Here is an 18,029-nt window from a genome sequence, read left to right as displayed (position 1 = left end):
GGTATTTTCGCGCACGATATTTTTGTCAGTTAGTGTGTAATTGACAGCAACTTAACTAGAAATCCCCAAAAGGATATTAAAAATTTAATTTACAAATGGCAGTTTTAAACAAGATTAGACAACGTTCACTATTCTTAATATTAATTATTGCGTTAGCGCTTTTTGCTTTTGTATTGGCAGATTTGTTCAAGAACTCTGATGCACTTACAGCAAAATCCCAAAACGTTATAGCTACGGTTAACGGTAAAGAAATTACGCGTGATGCCTTTTTGCAAAAGGTTGAAATAGCCCAAAGACAAGCTGGACCTTCTGCTACTAACACTCAGGTTATGAACCGTGTTTGGGAACAAGAAGTAAGACAAGCCATTATGGAAACTCAATTTGAAGAACTTGGGATTACTGTAGAGAAAGATCAAATGAGAGATCTTTTAAGAACCTCTCTAGCTACAAGTCCAGAATTTTTAAATGAAGCTGGGATATTCGATGAAAATAAATTGAACGAGTACATCGCTAACCTAAAAGAAACGTCACCATCTGGTTTTCAAAGTTGGGTAAACTACGAAAAGCAAATCGCAGCAAATGCGCTTAACCAAAATTACTATAATATGGTTAAAGCTGGATTAGTTGGAACATTAGCCGAAGGTGAGTTGGATCATAATTTAGAAGGTAATAAAATTGACCTTAAATATGTACAAATTGCATATTCTACAATTTCAGATAGCCTTGTTAAAGTATCTAAATCTGATATTTCAGATTATATTAATGCCCACCAAAATCAATTTGAAGTTGAGGCATCAAGAGATATTCGTTTTGTAGAGTTTAAAGAAGAAGCTTCTATAGAAGACGAAAAAACGATTAAAGCTGAATTAAATAGATATAAAAACGGTCAATTAGTTGATGCAGACGGTAGAAAAAACGTTATTGCTGCATTTTCTCAAGCAACAGATAATGAAGATTATATCAACTCTGTTGCCGCATCGGATATTAAATTCAATAATGACTTCTTATTTAAAGGTAGTTTATCAACTGAGTTTGCAGATGATATTTTTAACTTAAATGAAGGTGAAGTTTATGGGCCTTATAAAGAAGCTGGATTCTTTAAAATTTCTAAAGTAATAGCGGTAAAGCAAATTCCAGATTCTGCTAAAGTAAGACATATATTAATTCCTTATTTAGGAGCACAAAGTGCAACGCCAGAAGTAAGTAAAACAGAAGAACAAGCTAAGGTTCTTGCAGATAGTTTATTGACAGTGTTAAAATCAGATCGTTCTAAATTTCCTGATTTTGTTACAGCATACTCATCAGATCAAGGAAGCGTTTCTAATGAAGGTCGTTACGATTGGCACCCATACAACAGTATGGTTCCAGAATTTAATGATTTTGAGTTTGAAGGTCAAGTTGGTGATTTAGGTGTGGTTAAAACAGTATTCGGTTTTCATATTATAGAAATCGAAGGTCTTACAGAACCTAAAAAAGCAGTTCAAGTTGGAACGATTGCTAGAAAAATTGAGCCATCTGAATCAACAACTGATAAAGTGTTTAGAGATGCATCTAACTTTGAAATTAAAGCTGGTGAGGGTGATTTTGAAGCCGTAGCGCAAGAAAATAAATTCAAGGTAAGACCGGTAAACGGAATTAAAGTTTTAGACGAAAGTATTCCTGGAGTTGGAAATCAAAGACCAATTGTACGTTGGGCTTTTGAAGAACAAGTTGAAGTTGGAGATATTAAACGTTTTAATATTCCTGGCGGTTATGTCATTGCTCAAGTAGTCGCACAAAATGAGGCAGGATTAATGTCTGTTGATGATGCTACAGCATCGGTACTTCCAATTCTAAGAAGAGAGAAAAAAGCAGAAATGATTAAGGATAGAATTTCTTCTGAAAATTTAGATGATATTGCTGCGGCTGAAAAAACTACAGTTAAAGCGGCTACAGGTGTTAATATGAAAAACCCAACAATTTCAGGAGCAGGAAGAGAGCCTTATGTTGTGGGCGCTGCATTTGGTTTAAACGAGGGTGAAACTTCAGGTTTATTAGAAGGTGTAAAAGGTGTGTATGTGGTGCAAGTTACTAAGGTAACTCCTGCAGTTAAATTAGATAACTACCAAGCTGCGGCTAATCGTGTAGAGCAACAAAAAACTGGTATTGTAAATGCTAGGTTATATAATGCTTTAAAAGAAGCTGCAGAAATAGAAGATAATAGAGCTGCAACGCAAGTTCAATAAGCCTAAAAAGCATAGATTAAAATTAAAGCCTCGTTGTCGAGGCTTTTTTTTATAGTTTTATTTTATGACTTTATAAAAACTGTTGATAACTTAACTGTAAGTTTTCTAACAAAAAACCTACTTTTGTGATGTTAAAAAGTTAAGATTATGTCTGATACAATAGAAAGAGTAAAATGCCTAATTATAGGTTCTGGACCTGCTGGGTATACGGCAGCGATTTATGCAGCAAGAGCCAATATGAGTCCTGTTTTATATCAAGGGACACAACCTGGAGGTCAATTAACAACAACTAATGAAGTTGAAAATTTCCCTGGTTATCCTGAAGGCGTAACTGGTCCAGAAATGATGATGGAATTGCAAAAACAAGCCGAACGCTTTGAGGCAGATGTTCGTGATGGGTGGGTTACTAAAGTTGACTTTGCTGGAGATATGCATAAAGTATGGGTTAATGGAGAAAAGGAGATACATGCCGATACGGTTATTATTTCAACTGGGGCTTCTGCAAAATATTTAGGATTAGATTCTGAACAAAAATATTTAAAACTTGGAGGTGGTGTTTCTGCTTGTGCCGTATGTGATGGATTCTTCTACAGAAACCAAGAAGTGGTTATCGTAGGGGCTGGTGATTCTGCATGTGAAGAAGCACATTACTTATCTAAACTTTGTAAAAAAGTAACTATGCTTGTGCGTAGAGACGAGTTTAGAGCTTCTAAAATTATGGCACAACGTGTTAAAAATACCGAAAACATCGAAATCCTTTTCAATACTGAAACTGATGAAGTTTTAGGTGATGGGCAAGTGGTACACGGGGTGCGTGTTTACAATAAAGTGACTAAAGAAAAACAAGATATTCCTGCAACTGGATTTTTTGTAGCGATTGGTCATAAACCAAATACCGATATCTTTAAAGGCTTCTTAGATTTAGATGAGACCGGTTACATCATCAATGTACCAGGAACAGCCAAAACCAATGTAGAAGGTGTATTTGTATCTGGTGATGCTGCCGATCATGTGTATAGACAAGCCATTACCGCTGCAGGTACTGGTTGTATGGCGGCTTTAGATGCCGAACGTTATTTAGCTTCTAAAGATGCTAATTTTGAAGTGGCAACTCCTACTTACAATTAATAACATATATTTTAATATATACAAAACCCGAAGCTTAGGCTTCGGGTTTTTTTATGTCTTTTTTTTAATTTGGTTTGTTCTGCCTATTTATAAAACTTTTTCAATGTAAGTTGACCCCTTTTATTTTTATTGATATGGATTAGGTATACCGATTTAATGGTATTAGTGAATATTATTTCAATTTTAATTAAAAATTAACTGATTTTATATGTTTAATTTTTTGATTGGTTTTTTGAGTATTTAGCATTTTCATTGGATAAAAATTGCAGATATAGCAACGGTTTTCAGCGTTTTCACACGTATTTTAACCTGACAAAATGGTGTTTTATCGACAGCACTTCGTCGATTTTAACACAAGTGATTCTATTAAAATATTGATTTTCAGTTGTTAGTTCGTGGTATTTCTTATACATTGCCCTAAGATTATTTTGGTTAACCAGATTGATATACCAAAGTGATTTACCAATTAAACCATATTATAAACTAACAAACTAAACTAAATGAAACATGTTTTATTTAAACGCATGAGCCGTATGGCCATGTGCGTAATGACGTTTTTGTGCGCCCTCCAAACCTTTGGCGCAGATTATACGGTAAGCTCAGCCGATGAGTTTAACGATTTAAGCCTTTCTCCTGGAGATGTGGTAACATGGACCAACGGTTCATACAGTAGTGAACAACGAATCAACTTTACCGCAAATGGAACCGCTTCCAACCCAATAACTCTGAGAGCGGAAACACCTGGTGGCGTTATTTTTACAGGATTAACCAATATGGATGTTTCTGGAGACTACGTGATTATTGATGGCTTTTACTGGAACGGTGGGCCAGGAAGTAATAATCACATTCAATTTAGAAAGAGTAGCGCTTATGCGAACAATTCGACCATAAGAAACTGCGGTTTTAACAACTTAACACCTAGCGGAACTGACAAGCACCGTTGGATCGTGCTTTATGGTACAAACAATGTGGTTGAAAATTGTTCATTCCTAAATAAAAATAGCCCTGGTGCCTTAGTACTAGTAGAGTTAGAGTATAACGACTTTAATCCAGTTGGGCATATTATTAGAAATAATTATTTCTTCAATTTTATAAAACGTGACCCCTCTACAACACATTCTGGTGATAGTGAAACCATTCGTGTGGGGACTAGCGAATTTCAAGATAAAAGCGCTAGTGTTACTGTAGAAGGGAACTATTTCTACAAGGCTGATGGTGAGAATGAAATTATAACTAACAAAAGTGCAGATAACACCTACCGTAACAATACTTTTAGAGCCTGTAGAGGGTCTTTAGTTATGCGACATGGTGCTCGTGCTACCGTAGATGGAAATTATTTTTTAGGTGAAAATATTGAAGGTACTGGTGGTATTAGAATCACAGATAGTTACCACGTAATTACGAATAACTACATTCAAGATGTTATTAGTTCGGGTGATAAATGGAACAACGGAATTACCTTAGTTGGTGGATCGGATACTTCTGGTGGTATTACTAATGGTTACCAAAAAGTTGATGGTATTGTAGTTGCATTTAATACATTATATAATGTTGAGTCACCAATTTATTATAATGATCGTTCTAGTTATGACCCAACAGGGGTTTTAGCGCATAACGTGGTATATAGTACAGGCTCTGATATTGTTAGTGGAGATATTTCTGGTACTGGTCAAGGTATGACGTATGAAGGGAATGTTTTTGGAGGTGCTTCAATAGGGATTTCGGATTCTGGAATTACTGAGGCGAATGCCAATTTTTCTGCAAGTGGTGAAATCTTCAAACCTAGTGGTTTGGGCCCAGCAGCAAATGCAGCAGGGAGTGGTTATAGTACTACTGTTAATAATGATGTTGAAGGACGTACAAGACCAAATTCTAACATGGATGCTGGTGCTCATGAAGTTAGTGGTGGTAGTGGTTCAGCAACTTTTTATCCACATACCAATGGTATGGTTGGCGTTTCTGTTGGAGCTAGTTTTTTAGATGCCTCAGGAAATGATTCATCTGGAGATTATTTAACGGTATCTTCTGTTAGTGATTTCGCTTCAGAAGGATCTTCAAAAACAGTTAATGTAACGTCTAATGTAAGTTGGTCGGTAACAGATAACCAATCTTGGATTTCTATTTCACCAGCTTCTGGTTCTGGAAATGGAAGTATTTCAATTACAGTTTCAGAAAACACGAGTGAGTCAGAGCGAACAGGAACTGTTACAGTAAGTGGTTCTGGTGTTTCAAATCAAACGATTAACGTGAGCCAGGAAGGTATGGCATCTGCAAACATAGACGTAACAGGTGTTTCATTCTCTACTAGTTCTATAAACTTAACTGTTGGAGGAACGGAATCATTGAATGCAACGGTAAGTCCTTCAGATGCAACTAATAAAGATGTAAGTTATAATAGTAGTAACAACGCCATAGCGAGCGTTAATAGTGATGGAGAGGTTTCTGCTCAAGCTGCAGGAAGCGCAACGGTAACGGTAACTACCGACGATGGTTCTTTTACCGATACAATTTCGGTAACGGTAACAGGTGGTTCTACCGGTGGTGGTACAGCAGAATATCCTTCAGATTTAATGGAAAACTGTGACCAATGGAAAATTACTTATCCAGATGGTGTAGAAGAAAAGCAGTTATGTGAAAAAGATAACGAATTTTTCTTTGTGAATGATAGCAAAGATGCCATTGTTTTTCGTGCGCCAGTAAGAAGTGATAACGGAACTACGCCTAATTCGGATTATATTCGTTCTGAACTGAGAGAAAGAACAGAAGATGGTAATTCAGATATCTATTGGACTACAGAAGGATCTCATATGTTATATGTGAAGCAAGCCATTACCCACCTACCCATTGTGAAATCACATCTAGTTGCTACACAAATTCATGGTAATAAAGATGATGGAATAGATGATTCTATGGTGATGCGTTTAGAAGATTCTCACTTGTTTTTATCATTTAATGGTGGTAAGTTAAGAGATGATGTTACTATTAAAACAGATTATAATTTAGGAGATATTCATGAAGTTATTTTCCTTGTTGTCGATGGTAAACACTATTGCTACTATGCTGAAGATGGCAATTTATTAAACGCTTACAACAGTGGTAATGCATCATCATATTTAGTACAAGCCGATGGGAATGATTATGTGATGGATTTAAATTATGATGAAACTTACTTTAAAGTTGGTAACTATACACAAAGTAATCCTGAAAAAGAAGGCGATGAAACAGACGATCCTGATAACTACGGTGAAGTTTTAGTTTATGATTTTACTGTACAGCACGGCGATAATGATGGTGGGGGAACAGACCCTGTAGCCGTTACTGGTGTTTCTATTTCACCTAGTTCAGCAAGCCTTTCTATAGGAGGTACTCAAGAATTGTCGGCTACAGTTAGTCCTTCAAACGCTTCGAATACAAGTGTAAATTATAGTTCAAGTAATGCTTCAGTGGCTTCAGTTAGCTCAAGCGGAGTAGTTACAGCAAATTCTGAAGGTACTGCAACAATTACAGTTTCTACTTCAGATGGAAATTATACCGATACGGTAGAAATTACGGTTTTAGAAGCGTCAAACCCTTCAGATGGTGATAATTTAGCGTTAAACAAATCAGTGTCTGGAACGGGTTCTGCAGATGGCGACAATGTCGTTGCAAACTTAGTTGATGGCAATACTGGTACAAGGTGGTCTGTTTCAGGTTTTCCTCAGTCGGCAACTATTGATTTAGGTGCACAATTAACCTTGGGAAGTACAGAATTAGTATGTTACAGCGATCGCGCTTACCAATACACTATTTCTGTGTCTGATTCTGAAAATGGAACATACACCGAGGTTGTAGATAGAAGTAATAATTCAACACCGGGTTCTACATCAAGCCCTATTATCGACACATTTGATAGTGTTAATGCTAGGTATGTGAAAATTACAGTTACCGGCGCCGATTCATATACAGGAAGTTGGGTAAGTTTATTGGAACTTAGTGTATTTGCAGGAGAAGGTGCACCTTCTACCGTAGATGTGAGTTCAGTAGCTTTATCACCTTCTAGTATTTCGTTAGATGAAGGTGAAACGGAAGCTCTAACAGTGTCTATTAATCCTAGTGATGCAACCAACCAAAACGTAAGTTATAGCAGTAGCAATACTTCTGTAGCGACTGTGAATTCTAACGGCGTAGTAAGCGCAATATCAGAAGGCTCTGCTACGATTACAGTTACCACTGAAGACGGAAATCATACCGACTTAACATCTGTTACAGTTAATGGAACCTCAGAGCCTCAAGAATCGACAAACATAGCTTTAGAGAAATCAGTATCTTCTTCTGAAGAACAATCTAGTAATCCAGCGTCTAATTTAGTAGATGGTGATGCAGATTCAAGATGGTCTGCTGAAGGATATCCGGAGTGGGTTGTGGTAGATTTAGAAGGACTTTATACTATAAATAGTACTGAAGTAATTTGTTTTAAGGATCGTGCTTATCAGTACACTATTGAGGCTTCAACTGATGGTAGTAATTATACTGAAATCGTAGACCGTACAAGTAATTCAACAGCCGGATCTAATTCCGAGCCAATAGCAGATTCTTTTAGCGAGATAGACGCCAGATACGTAAGAATTACAATTACTGGAGCTAATGATTACTCAGGAGACTGGGCAAGTATTGAAGAACTTAGAGTTTTTGGATACGAGAGTTCATCAACTTCAAAAGAAGGTGCTTCAAAAGTTAATAGCGCTGTCGCGGAAGCCGTATCGTTATGGCCAAACCCAGCAGTAAATACTGTGAATATTAGTGGTGCTGGTGGTTTTGATATGTTAACCGTATATGATCAAGTAGGTAAGGTTATTTTAAATCAACCTATTCAAGGTGAAACGGTAGATATCTCTAACTTTAAATCTGGAATGTATATTTTCAGACTTTCAGGAAAAGAACAAGCAGTGACCAAGCGTATTATCAAGAGGTAGTCACTAACTATAAATAATTTAAAGGCAGATGAATTAAATTCATCTGCCTTTTTTTATGCGATAATTAGGTTTATGGCAGTCTTTTGTTGATGTAGCAAAGCTTTCCGGTAGCTTCGGGTATTTTTTAAACCATATTAAACGATGGTTTATCGCATGTATTTCGTCGATTTTAACATGTGTAGTTAATCTAAATTATTGATTTACAGTTGTTAATTGGTGAGATTTCTTATACATTGCTGTACGATTATTTTGGTTAACCAGATTGACACACCAAAGTGATCTACCAATTAAACCATTTTATTAATTAACAAATTAAACTAAATGAAACATTTTTTATTTAACCGATTAGCGCTTAGCGCTGTGTTCTTAGGAGCTTTTCAGTTCGCTTCGGCACAAATCCCCTCAGATCTTATGTCAAACTGTAACCAATGGAAAATTACGTATCCAGATGGTGTAGAAGACAAAACACTTTGTGATGAACCAAATAATGAATTCTTCCATGTAAGTGATGCCGGAGATGCCTTGGTGTTTTTTGCACCTATTCGTAGCGACAATGGTACGACTCCAAATTCAAGCTATATTCGTTCTGAACTACGTGAAAGAGAAGCAGACGGTAGTAAAGATATTTACTGGACAACCGATGGATCTCACATGATTTATGTAGAACAGGCCATTACACACTTACCTATTGTGAAGTCACACTTAGTGGCTACACAAATTCATGGTAATAAGGATGATGGTATCGATGACTCTATGGTGATGCGTTTAGAAGGTTCACACTTATTTTTATCCTTTAACGGTGGGAAATTAAGAGACGATGTTACGATTAAATCTGATTATAACTTAGGCGATAAACACGAAGTTATTTTCTTAGTTGAAGATGGTAAACATTACTGTTACTATTCTGAAGATGGCAACTTATTAGATGCCTACAATAGCGGAAACGCTTCTCAGTATTTAGTGAAAGATGACGGTAATGAGGTGCTTATGGATTTAAGTTACGATGAAACGTACTTTAAAGTTGGTAACTATACCCAAAGTAATCCAGATAAAGAAGGTGACGAAACTGATAACCCAGATAATTATGGTGAGGTTTACGTTTATGACTATGCTGTGGTGCATGGTGGTGGAGTAGTAGATCCAGACCCAGATCCAGTGGCTGTTTCAGGAGTTTCATTATCACCTAGTTCGGCAAGTATTTCATTAGGAAGTACTCAAGAATTGTCGGCTTCAGTAAGTCCTTCAGATGCATCAAATAAAAGTGTAAGTTACAGTACAAGTAATGCTTCAGTAGCATCTGTAAGTTCGACAGGTGTAGTATCAGGAAACGCAGCAGGAACGGCTACCATTACCGTTACCACTGCAGATGGAAATTATACGGATACTATGGAAGTTTCTGTTGTGGCGCCTTCTACAGGTGATAATTTAGCCTTGAATAAAACGATTTCAGGTACCGGTTCTGCCGATGGCGATAATGTTGTTTCGAATTTAGTGGATGGTGATACAGGATCACGATGGTCTGTTTCAGGTTATCCTCAATCGGCTACAATCGATTTAGGATCTGCGTTTTCATTAGAAAGCACAGAATTAGTATGCTACAGTGATCGTGCTTATCAATATACCATTTCTGTGTCTAATTCGGAAAATGGGTCCTATACTGAGGTTGTAAATAGAAGTAATAATTCAACGCCTGGAACGGCTTCAAGTCCAATTATTGATGCCTTCGATAGTGTCAATGCGAGATATGTGAAAATTACAGTTACTGGCGCCGATTCATACACAGGTAGCTGGGTGAGTTTATTAGAGTTGCGTGTATTCGGTGAAGCAGGAACGCCAACTACGGTTGATGTAACTTCAGTATCATTATCACCATCAAGCATTTCTTTAAATGCAGGTAATACAGAAGCACTTTCTGTATCTGTAAGCCCAAGTGATGCTTCAAATAAGGATGTAAGTTATAGCAGTAGTAATACTTCTGTAGCGACCGTAAATTCAAATGGTGTCGTAACAGCCATATCAGAAGGTTCTGCGACAATTACGGTAACAACCGAAGATGGCGATTATACAGATACTACATCTGTAACAGTAAGTGGGTCTTCAGAACCAGTAGAATCTACAAATGTAGCTTTAGAGAAATCAGTGTCTTCTTCTGAAGAACAATCTAGTAATCCTGCGTCTAATTTAGTAGATGGTGATGCAGATTCAAGATGGTCTGCTGAAGGGTTTCCAGAATGGGTAGTTGTCGATTTAGAAGGGCTTTATACCATTAATAGTACTGAAGTAATTTGTTTTAAAGACCGTGCTTACCAATATACTATCGAAGCTTCAGCCGATGGTAGTAGCTATACTGAAATCGTAGATCGTACTAATAACGCAACAGCGGGAACTAATTCAGACCCAATTGCAGATTCATTTAGTGAAATTGATGCCAGATACGTAAGAATTACGATTACTGGAGCCGATGGTTATTCAGGTGACTGGACAAGTGTTGAAGAACTTAGAGTTTTTGGATATGCAAGTTCAGCAACATCTAAATCAGGAAGCTCTAAAAATGGCGCCGAAGCCGCAGCTGCTGTAAAATTATGGCCAAACCCAGCGGTTAATACTGTTAATATTAGTGGTGCCGATGGTTATGATATGTTAACGGTTTATGATCAAGTTGGAAAGGTTATTTTAAATCATGCGATACAGGGTGATTCAATTGATATTTCAAGCCTAAAGTCTGGAATGTATATATTCAGACTTACAGGTAAAGATAATGCTGTAACAAAGCGTATAATTAAAAATTAGTCTCAATAATCAATAACTTTTAAGACAGGTGGAGCTTTCTTCACCTGTCTTTTTTTTGCTTATATTTCATTTATAAGTTAAAATTTCTAGCTTATTTATAGCCTTTATTCATACTTCTTGTTTGGGTATATGGTCATTTTTAGAAGCTTATAGGTGTTTAGTTAATAATATTTCAAAATATATAGTAACGTTTTCATAACTATTTAAAAATCATATACGAAGCTTATCAAGGCACAATAAAATTGTACTTTTAGCATTAAAAAGATGTTATGGATTTTTCAAAAGTCAAGTTAGTTGTATCCGATATGGACGGTACCTTGCTCAACCCAAATCACGAAGTGAGTGCCCGTTTTTTCAATCAGTTTAAAAAGTTTAAAGCCAATGATATTCATTTTGTTGCCGCTAGCGGAAGACAGTATCATAGTATCATTGATAAGCTAGACCCTATTAAAAATGAGATTTCAGTTATTGCCGAAAATGGTGGTTTTATGAGACACGATAATGTTTTAGAGGTGTTATTACAATTGTCTCAAGATGCTATAAATAGATGTATTGAAAAATTACGGGATATTGAAGGAGCTAACATTGTTTTATGTGGTAATAAAGCCGCGTACGTTGAAACTCAAGATGAAAATTTTATTTCAAAATTTAGTGAATATTATACGTCATATAAGCGTGTTGAAGATATTACAAAAGTGGTTGATGATGCGTTTTTGAAAATAGCCGTTTTTCATTTTGAATCTTCAGAAACAGGTGTGCTTCCACATATTGAAGACATCACCAAAGATTTACAAGTGACTGTTTCTGCTCAAAATTGGTTAGATATTTCTCCTAAAGAAGCTAATAAAAGTTATGCATTAACAAAGCTTCAAAATAGATTAGGTATAAAGGAAGATGAAACTTTAATTTTTGGAGATTACAACAATGATTTGCAAATGTTAGAACTGGCTTACTTTAGTTACGCTATGGCGAATGCACACCCCGATGTGAAAAAAGTAGCTAGGTTTGAAACAAAAAGTAATTCCGAAGAGGGCGTAGAAACCATTATAGAGAAACTGTTAGTTTCTAAAGAAAGTTAGAAAAATCGTGTTCACTTTAAAGTGAGTTTTACGTCAAGCTGAACTTGATTCAGTGGCTCATCATGACTATTACTGGATTTAATGAGATGCCGAATCAAGCGCGCATGTTGTTATTTCTGCTTAATAGTTCCAGATGGGTTATTACTTTTTTCTACTTTTTCAGGGTTTCCATAATATTTCACATCGCCGCCACTTGAAGCTTTTGCAATTAATGATTTCGAGGTATTCACAATGATGTCCGAACCGCTTGAAGCTTTGGCTTCGGTAGATTCTGCAAATAAATCTGCCGCTTTTATAGCGCTTCCACTTGAGGATTCTGCGCTGAGGTTTATAGTTTTTCCAGAAACTTTTATATCACTACCGCTGGAAGATTTACATGATAATTTCTGAGTATTTACGTCCAATTCCATATCACTACCACTGCTTGATTTTAAATGTAATGTTTCAACAGAAATGGTATTGGTGCTGTATACATCACTACCGCTTGAGGATATAACTTCTGAGATGGATTTAAAACGCACCGTTATTTTTTTAGATTTTGAACCACCAATGTTTTCCTTCAAGTGAATATTTAAAACCCCATCGCTAATTTCGGTTAAAATAAGTTCTTGTAAATTTTCGTCTGTTTCAACACGAATACCTTCTTCATGACTTTGGGTTAAATAAACATCTAAGCCTTGAGAAGCTTTTATGGTCGAAAAAGGGGCGTTAATTGGGCGGTCTTCTGTCGTAACATTGCCATTACCTTCAATACCTGAATGGATAGAGAAATTACATGATAATAGCATAAAGCTTAATATCGTGCTTACAATGATTTTGATTAATGTGCTCATAATTGGTCGTTTTTTGATGATGAATGGATTAATTAATAATTCAAATATCCTTTAAATGTTTGCTGATTAATAACTTAAATATCTGAATTGTTGATTTTTAATGCTGAATTGTTAATGGTTTGATTTGATGTTGATGCCTTCGCTATTGATGTTAATTTTTATCTCATCAGAATCTACTTTTATGCCGTTGTTATCAATTTTAATTTCGGGGGTGCTCACCTCGATATTGATGTCATCTTCTTCCCAATCTGGACAGTCTAAGCATTTCGAGTTGTTATCTAATATTTTTATAAAATGATTGGTGTTTTTGCTGGAAACAAGATGGTCATCATGCGTTCTGTAATGAATAAAATCTTTAGTGTTACTATTAAAATATACTACGGTATTTTCTGGTAGATATAGAACAAGATCTACTTCTTGATCGCTAAATTTATTTTTAGCATTTGTAGTTAAGTAGGAATCTAGAAGCAAAGTACCATTGGTAAATGCATAATGATAATCGATGTTTTTAGCGCGTGCAATGGCGGCGTCAAAACTTCGGCCATCGGCATTTTTTATTACTGATAAAGTGGCGATGGTATCGGTGGTAGATTTTACCATAACTCGAATATCAGAGGAGTACAATACTTTGTTTCCATGGTCATCATGGGTTAATTTAAAATCATTATGTCTTCGTTTTGAATTGAATTTATGGCTATGTACCATTTTTACAATTAGGGTGTCCTTCGCCGTAATGGGTAAGGCCGTCTTTTTAATATAACTCTCATTAAAAGCATGCTCGCTAGCTTGTCTAATTCCGAATACAATTAAACAAATTATGGAAATAATCCATACACCTAAAAGGGTGAATTTTGCAATGTTGCCTATAGATTTTAAGTTATTGATTAATATTTTTAGCCCTAAATAGAATAAGAAAAAGAATGGGATACCAACCGCAAAAAATATAGACAGCGACACTAACCAAATAGGGGTGTTTCCAATATTTAATATATCGATATTTTCAAATCCAGGGATATGGATAATATCGGCTACGCCAACCGAAAATAGGCTAATAATAAGAGCAATTAATGTTACCGCTCCAATAAATATAAGTAGTATACCAATAAACTTGGAGAATATTTTAAAAAGTAACATCACGGCATCGGCAAGACTATCGAAAAATGTTCTTGACGTTGATTTTATGGAATTAGTGCTTTTTTTAAAATCTACATTTTTTGCTGCTTGAGAAACCGAATCACTGACATTCTTTGCTGCTTGAGACACGTTTTCAAAGCCGTCTTTTATTTTTTTTTCAATGTTGCTAATGTTCACAGGCTCACCAGTCATCATAATTTTCTCGGCCGTAGTTTTAGCTTCAGGCACCAAAATCCACAACAGAATATATAGTAAAACGCCTGTTCCTAATCCAAAAACTAGAAGAATCCAGGCCAATCTTACCCAAATAGCATCAATACCAAAATAATGTGCGACTCCAGAAGAAACACCACTTATATAGGCATTATCAGCATCCCTGAATAACTTCTTTTTAGTATGGGTTTTCTGACTGCTATTGGTATGTGGTTCATCTTCAAAAATTTCATCATCAACGACATAGTCTTCAGGTTGTCCCATGATAGAAATCACTTCATCAACCTCCTTGAGTCTAATAACTTGTTTGTTGTTTTGAACACGTTCATTAAATAGTTCGGCAATACGGGCCTCAATGTCAGCTATAATTTCATCGCTGCCCTGAGAGTTTGCTAAGGAGCGTTTTATGGCTTCTAAGTAACCTTGCAGTTTTAAGTAAGCGTCTTCATCAATATGAAAAAAGATACCTGCTAAATTTATATTGACTGTTTTATTCATTTTTGTTGTTTTTTTGGCTTGTTACGATGTTTACTGCGTTTTGTAGTGCATTCCAGGTGCTACTTAGTTCGGTTAAAAACAGGTGTCCCGTTTCGGTTAAACTATAGTATTTTCTTGGGGGTCCGGAAGTAGATTCTTCCCAACGGTAGCTTAATAGATCTGCATTTTTAAGTCGGGTAAGTAATGGGTAAATAGTCCCTTCTACTACCAGTAGTTTTGCGTCTTTTAGGGTGCTTAAAATTTCAGCCACATAGGCGTCTTCATCTTTTAATACCGATAGAATGCAAAACTCTAAAACGCCTTTACGCATTTGGGCTTTTGTGTTTTCTATTTTCATGTGTTGTACTTTTTTGCTTTAAATAGAATAACTGAGGTGATTAATTTCAATAGGAATTCAAAGCTTTTTTAATATGATGAAACAATTCGTTTTTTGATTTGATTGGTTATTTATTGATGATGGCTGAAAAATAATTCAGCGTTATTTTAAAAATTGAATGGTTAATGGGTAATTATAGATTTTGCCGTCCCTGGCGTTTAAACTCGCAATGATTATTAAAACGAGCTCTAAGATGAAGCCCAAAATGGCTATAGCACCTAAACCTAATGCTGAAAATATAATCACCGCCGGTTGGTTAAGGCTAAAGTTAAAATCTTCGAAATTATTAACAGCCAGACCACTAATAATATTTAATAGAAAGAAAGGAATCGCGATGCATGCGATAATAACAGCATAAAGTAATATGCTAATCTGGAAGTTAATAACCTGCTTACCGTTCTTGTCTATGAATTCCGATTTTTCTTTATTTGCGAGCCATAATATGACCGGCCCAATAAAATTTCCGAAAGGAATAATAAACCTACTAAACGTAGATAAATGAATAAAGGTTGCTATGTTTTTTTGATGATTATTTATCATGATTTTACAAACGTATAATAGTTTCTTATGCAAATATATGTCTTTAGAAAGGTATTATGTTACGCATAGTACCTAAGTTTAACATAATATTAACATTTTAGACTGTCGATTTATTTTTTAACTTAGTGAAACCTTAAATCGGATATCATGGTTATAACTCCTAGTAAATTAAATAGTTATATAATTTTTAAGTTGCCGTCGGCGTATTTGTGTGGTGTGAGAACACGTTATGTTGATTCAGAAAAATGTATTGTTACGGTTAAACACAGTTGGATTAATCAAAATCCTTTTAAGTCTATGTTTTGGGCAGTGCAGGGCATGGCGGCAGAGTTTACAACTGGGGCATTAATGATGTCGAAAGTACAAAGTACGGGTAAAAAAATATCCATGCTTGTTACAGCCAATAGCGCGACCTATACAAAAAAGGCAACGGGGAAAATTACGTTTACTTGCCACGATGGACTACTTGTAGATGAATTATTAGAAAAGGCGATTAAATCGGAAGCTGGTGAAACTTTAAGCATGCAGTCTGTTGGTGTTGATGAAGCTGGAGATGTGGTTTCGACCTTTAATTTTGAGTGGAGTGTGAAGCTGAAGTTATAACACAGAATCTCTGTGAACCCTCTGAGTAGCGCTGTGTAATACTAACAAGAGTAAGTAACCAACAACTAAAATTAATCTCTCGCAGAGTCGCAAGGACGCAAAGATGTATAACGTAAATATTCGTGAAAATTAGTGTCTAAATGAAACTCTCTGTGTGTCTCAGTGAAACCTCGGCGAATCTCTGCGTAATAACAGTGTAACAAAAACTAAAACTAAGCAACATATAGTAAAATCAAAAAATCTAATAAAATGATAGCACACGAAATTGATTATAGAATCTACGGTGAGGAAATGCAATACGTAGAAATTGAGTTAGATCCACAAGAAGGCGTTGTTGCCGAAGCAGGCAGCTTTATGATGATGGAAGACGGGATTAAAATGGAAACGATTTTTGGAGATGGGTCTAAAAATGATTCTGGATTTTTAGGACAAATATTAGGGGCAGGAAAACGAATTCTAACAGGTGAAAGTTTATTTATGACCGCCTTTTATAATAATCTTGTAGGAAAACGTAAAGTATCTTTTGCTTCACCATATCCAGGTAAAATTATCCCCCTTGATTTAACACGCTTTGGTGGGAAGTTTATATGCCAAAAAGATGCTTTTTTATGTGCTGCGAAAGGGGTAAGTATTGGTATTGAGTTTTCTAAGCGTTTGGGGCGTGGTTTGTTTGGAGGCGAAGGTTTTATCATGCAAAAACTGGAAGGTGACGGCATGGCCTTTGTTCATGCGGGAGGTACCATGGCCATGAAAGAATTGAAAGCCGGCGAAGTTTTACGTGTTGATACAGGTTGTATTATTGGTTTTGATCATACCATAGATTATGATATCGAATTTGTTGGAGGTATTAAGAATACGGTGTTTGGAGGCGAAGGTTTGTTTTTTGCTAAGTTACAAGGTCCAGGAACCGTTTATATTCAGTCATTACCATTTAGCCGTTTAGCTGGCCGGGTTTTGGCCTCTGCACCACAAACTGGCGGGAAAAGTAAGGGAGAAGGCAGTGTTTTAGGTGGTTTAGGCGATTTACTTGATGGTGATAATCGCTTTTAGAATTTAATTAAAAGACTAGATTGAATTTGAAGGAGTGAAAATCTAAACTTAAAGAAGATTAACTGGGCTAATAAGCTGTAAGGTTTTTGCAAACCTAAGACTTTCAGTTGTTTATGGGTTGTGATTTTTTGTAAGTTAGATTTTTTTAAATTCAGCGTGTGTTTAGGCGGTATTTTAGCTACATTTTATCTTAATGTTAAAAAAAGATTAAAAGGGGCTGTGTAATAAATTTTTTATTAAATTTAGATGTTATTTTTAATAATACAATTACAAAGCCTATATAACAAATTTACTATTACACAACCTAAACTTTTAAAACAATTATGGCTAGAGCAATGATGGAGTACACGAAAATTGTACTCGATAAAGTTAGTTTTGATACTAATCTATTTTGCAAAGAAGTGCAAAAGGCACTACAAAGATTATTACCTTACGAAATAGAAGAGCTTAAAATATTCATTCATTCGTTAGTGCTTCAAAATCCAGAATTAAATCAATGTTTAATTTATTTAAAATAAAAAAAAAGCGACCATCTGGTCGCTTTTTTTATGGAGAAAAAAATACTATTTATACTGTGACTAGCTAGAAACGGCTCAACCATAAAACTT

The 18,029-nt window shown here is 35.7% G+C and carries 12 protein-coding genes; 8 read left to right on the top strand and 4 right to left on the bottom strand.

Annotated elements, in window-relative coordinates; translation table 11 throughout:
* Window positions 1–95: 95 nt before the first annotated feature.
* The 5 genes from KO493_RS01420 to KO493_RS01370 all read left to right on the top strand — a co-directional run bounded on the left by KO493_RS01420 (window position 96) and on the right by KO493_RS01370 (window position 12,174).
* Window positions 96–2,225: a peptidylprolyl isomerase gene (locus KO493_RS01420; protein ID WP_216066167.1), complete on the top strand. Its 2,130-nt coding sequence runs from the start codon at window positions 96–98 to the stop codon at window positions 2,223–2,225.
* Between the two features lie 147 nt (window positions 2,226–2,372).
* The gene (trxB, locus tag KO493_RS01415; protein WP_216066166.1) at window positions 2,373–3,353 is read left to right on the top strand and encodes a thioredoxin-disulfide reductase; all 981 of its coding nucleotides are present in this window, start codon (window positions 2,373–2,375) and stop codon (window positions 3,351–3,353) included.
* A 500-nt stretch (window positions 3,354–3,853) separates the two neighbouring features.
* Window positions 3,854–8,305, top strand: coding sequence for a chondroitinase-B domain-containing protein (locus KO493_RS15985; RefSeq protein WP_289846504.1), 4,452 nt, complete (start codon window positions 3,854–3,856; stop codon window positions 8,303–8,305).
* Between the two features lie 321 nt (window positions 8,306–8,626).
* Window positions 8,627–11,095, top strand: a complete 2,469-nt coding sequence (locus KO493_RS15980; protein ID WP_216066165.1) for an Ig-like domain-containing protein — start codon at window positions 8,627–8,629, stop codon at window positions 11,093–11,095.
* A gap of 269 nt (window positions 11,096–11,364) precedes the next feature.
* Window positions 11,365–12,174, top strand: coding sequence for an HAD family hydrolase (locus KO493_RS01370; protein ID WP_216066164.1), 810 nt, complete (start codon window positions 11,365–11,367; stop codon window positions 12,172–12,174).
* A 110-nt stretch (window positions 12,175–12,284) separates the two neighbouring features.
* Here KO493_RS01370 and KO493_RS01365 read toward each other — a convergent pair whose 3' ends face one another.
* The 4 genes from KO493_RS01365 to KO493_RS01350 form a co-directional block, all read right to left on the bottom strand.
* Window positions 12,285–13,007, bottom strand: a complete 723-nt coding sequence (locus tag KO493_RS01365) for a head GIN domain-containing protein (protein ID WP_216066163.1) — start codon at window positions 13,005–13,007, stop codon at window positions 12,285–12,287.
* 111 nt (window positions 13,008–13,118) lie between these two features.
* Window positions 13,119–14,852: a PspC domain-containing protein gene (locus KO493_RS01360; protein ID WP_216066162.1), complete on the bottom strand. Its 1,734-nt coding sequence runs from the start codon at window positions 14,850–14,852 to the stop codon at window positions 13,119–13,121.
* Entirely contained in the window at window positions 14,845–15,189 is a 345-nt protein-coding gene (locus KO493_RS01355) for a PadR family transcriptional regulator (RefSeq protein ID WP_216066161.1), read from the bottom strand. Before KO493_RS01355 ends, KO493_RS01360 begins: the two co-directional genes overlap by 8 nt.
* A gap of 141 nt (window positions 15,190–15,330) precedes the next feature.
* Window positions 15,331–15,768, bottom strand: a complete 438-nt coding sequence (locus KO493_RS01350; RefSeq protein WP_216066160.1) for a DUF4870 domain-containing protein — start codon at window positions 15,766–15,768, stop codon at window positions 15,331–15,333.
* A gap of 147 nt (window positions 15,769–15,915) precedes the next feature.
* Here KO493_RS01350 and KO493_RS01345 point away from each other — a divergent pair, with 147 nt between their 5' ends.
* The 3 genes from KO493_RS01345 to KO493_RS01335 all read left to right on the top strand — a co-directional run bounded on the left by KO493_RS01345 (window position 15,916) and on the right by KO493_RS01335 (window position 17,939).
* The gene (locus KO493_RS01345) at window positions 15,916–16,371 is read left to right on the top strand and encodes a DUF4442 domain-containing protein (RefSeq protein WP_216066159.1); all 456 of its coding nucleotides are present in this window, start codon (window positions 15,916–15,918) and stop codon (window positions 16,369–16,371) included.
* Between the two features lie 249 nt (window positions 16,372–16,620).
* Complete coding sequence (locus tag KO493_RS01340) at window positions 16,621–17,421, top strand: TIGR00266 family protein (RefSeq protein ID WP_216066158.1); 801 nt, start codon at window positions 16,621–16,623, stop codon at window positions 17,419–17,421.
* 323 nt (window positions 17,422–17,744) lie between these two features.
* On the top strand, window positions 17,745–17,939 hold the full coding sequence (locus tag KO493_RS01335) for a hypothetical protein (RefSeq protein ID WP_216066157.1): 195 nt from the start codon (window positions 17,745–17,747) through the stop codon (window positions 17,937–17,939).
* Window positions 17,940–18,029 lie beyond the last annotated feature (90 nt).

It is taken from the genome of Pseudotamlana agarivorans, from assembly GCF_018860245.1.
In the GTDB taxonomy this organism is placed as follows: domain Bacteria; phylum Bacteroidota; class Bacteroidia; order Flavobacteriales; family Flavobacteriaceae; genus Pseudotamlana; species Pseudotamlana agarivorans_A.
The sequence above is the reverse complement of the archived record's forward strand: the minus strand, read 5'-3'. Positions and strand labels throughout refer to the sequence as shown.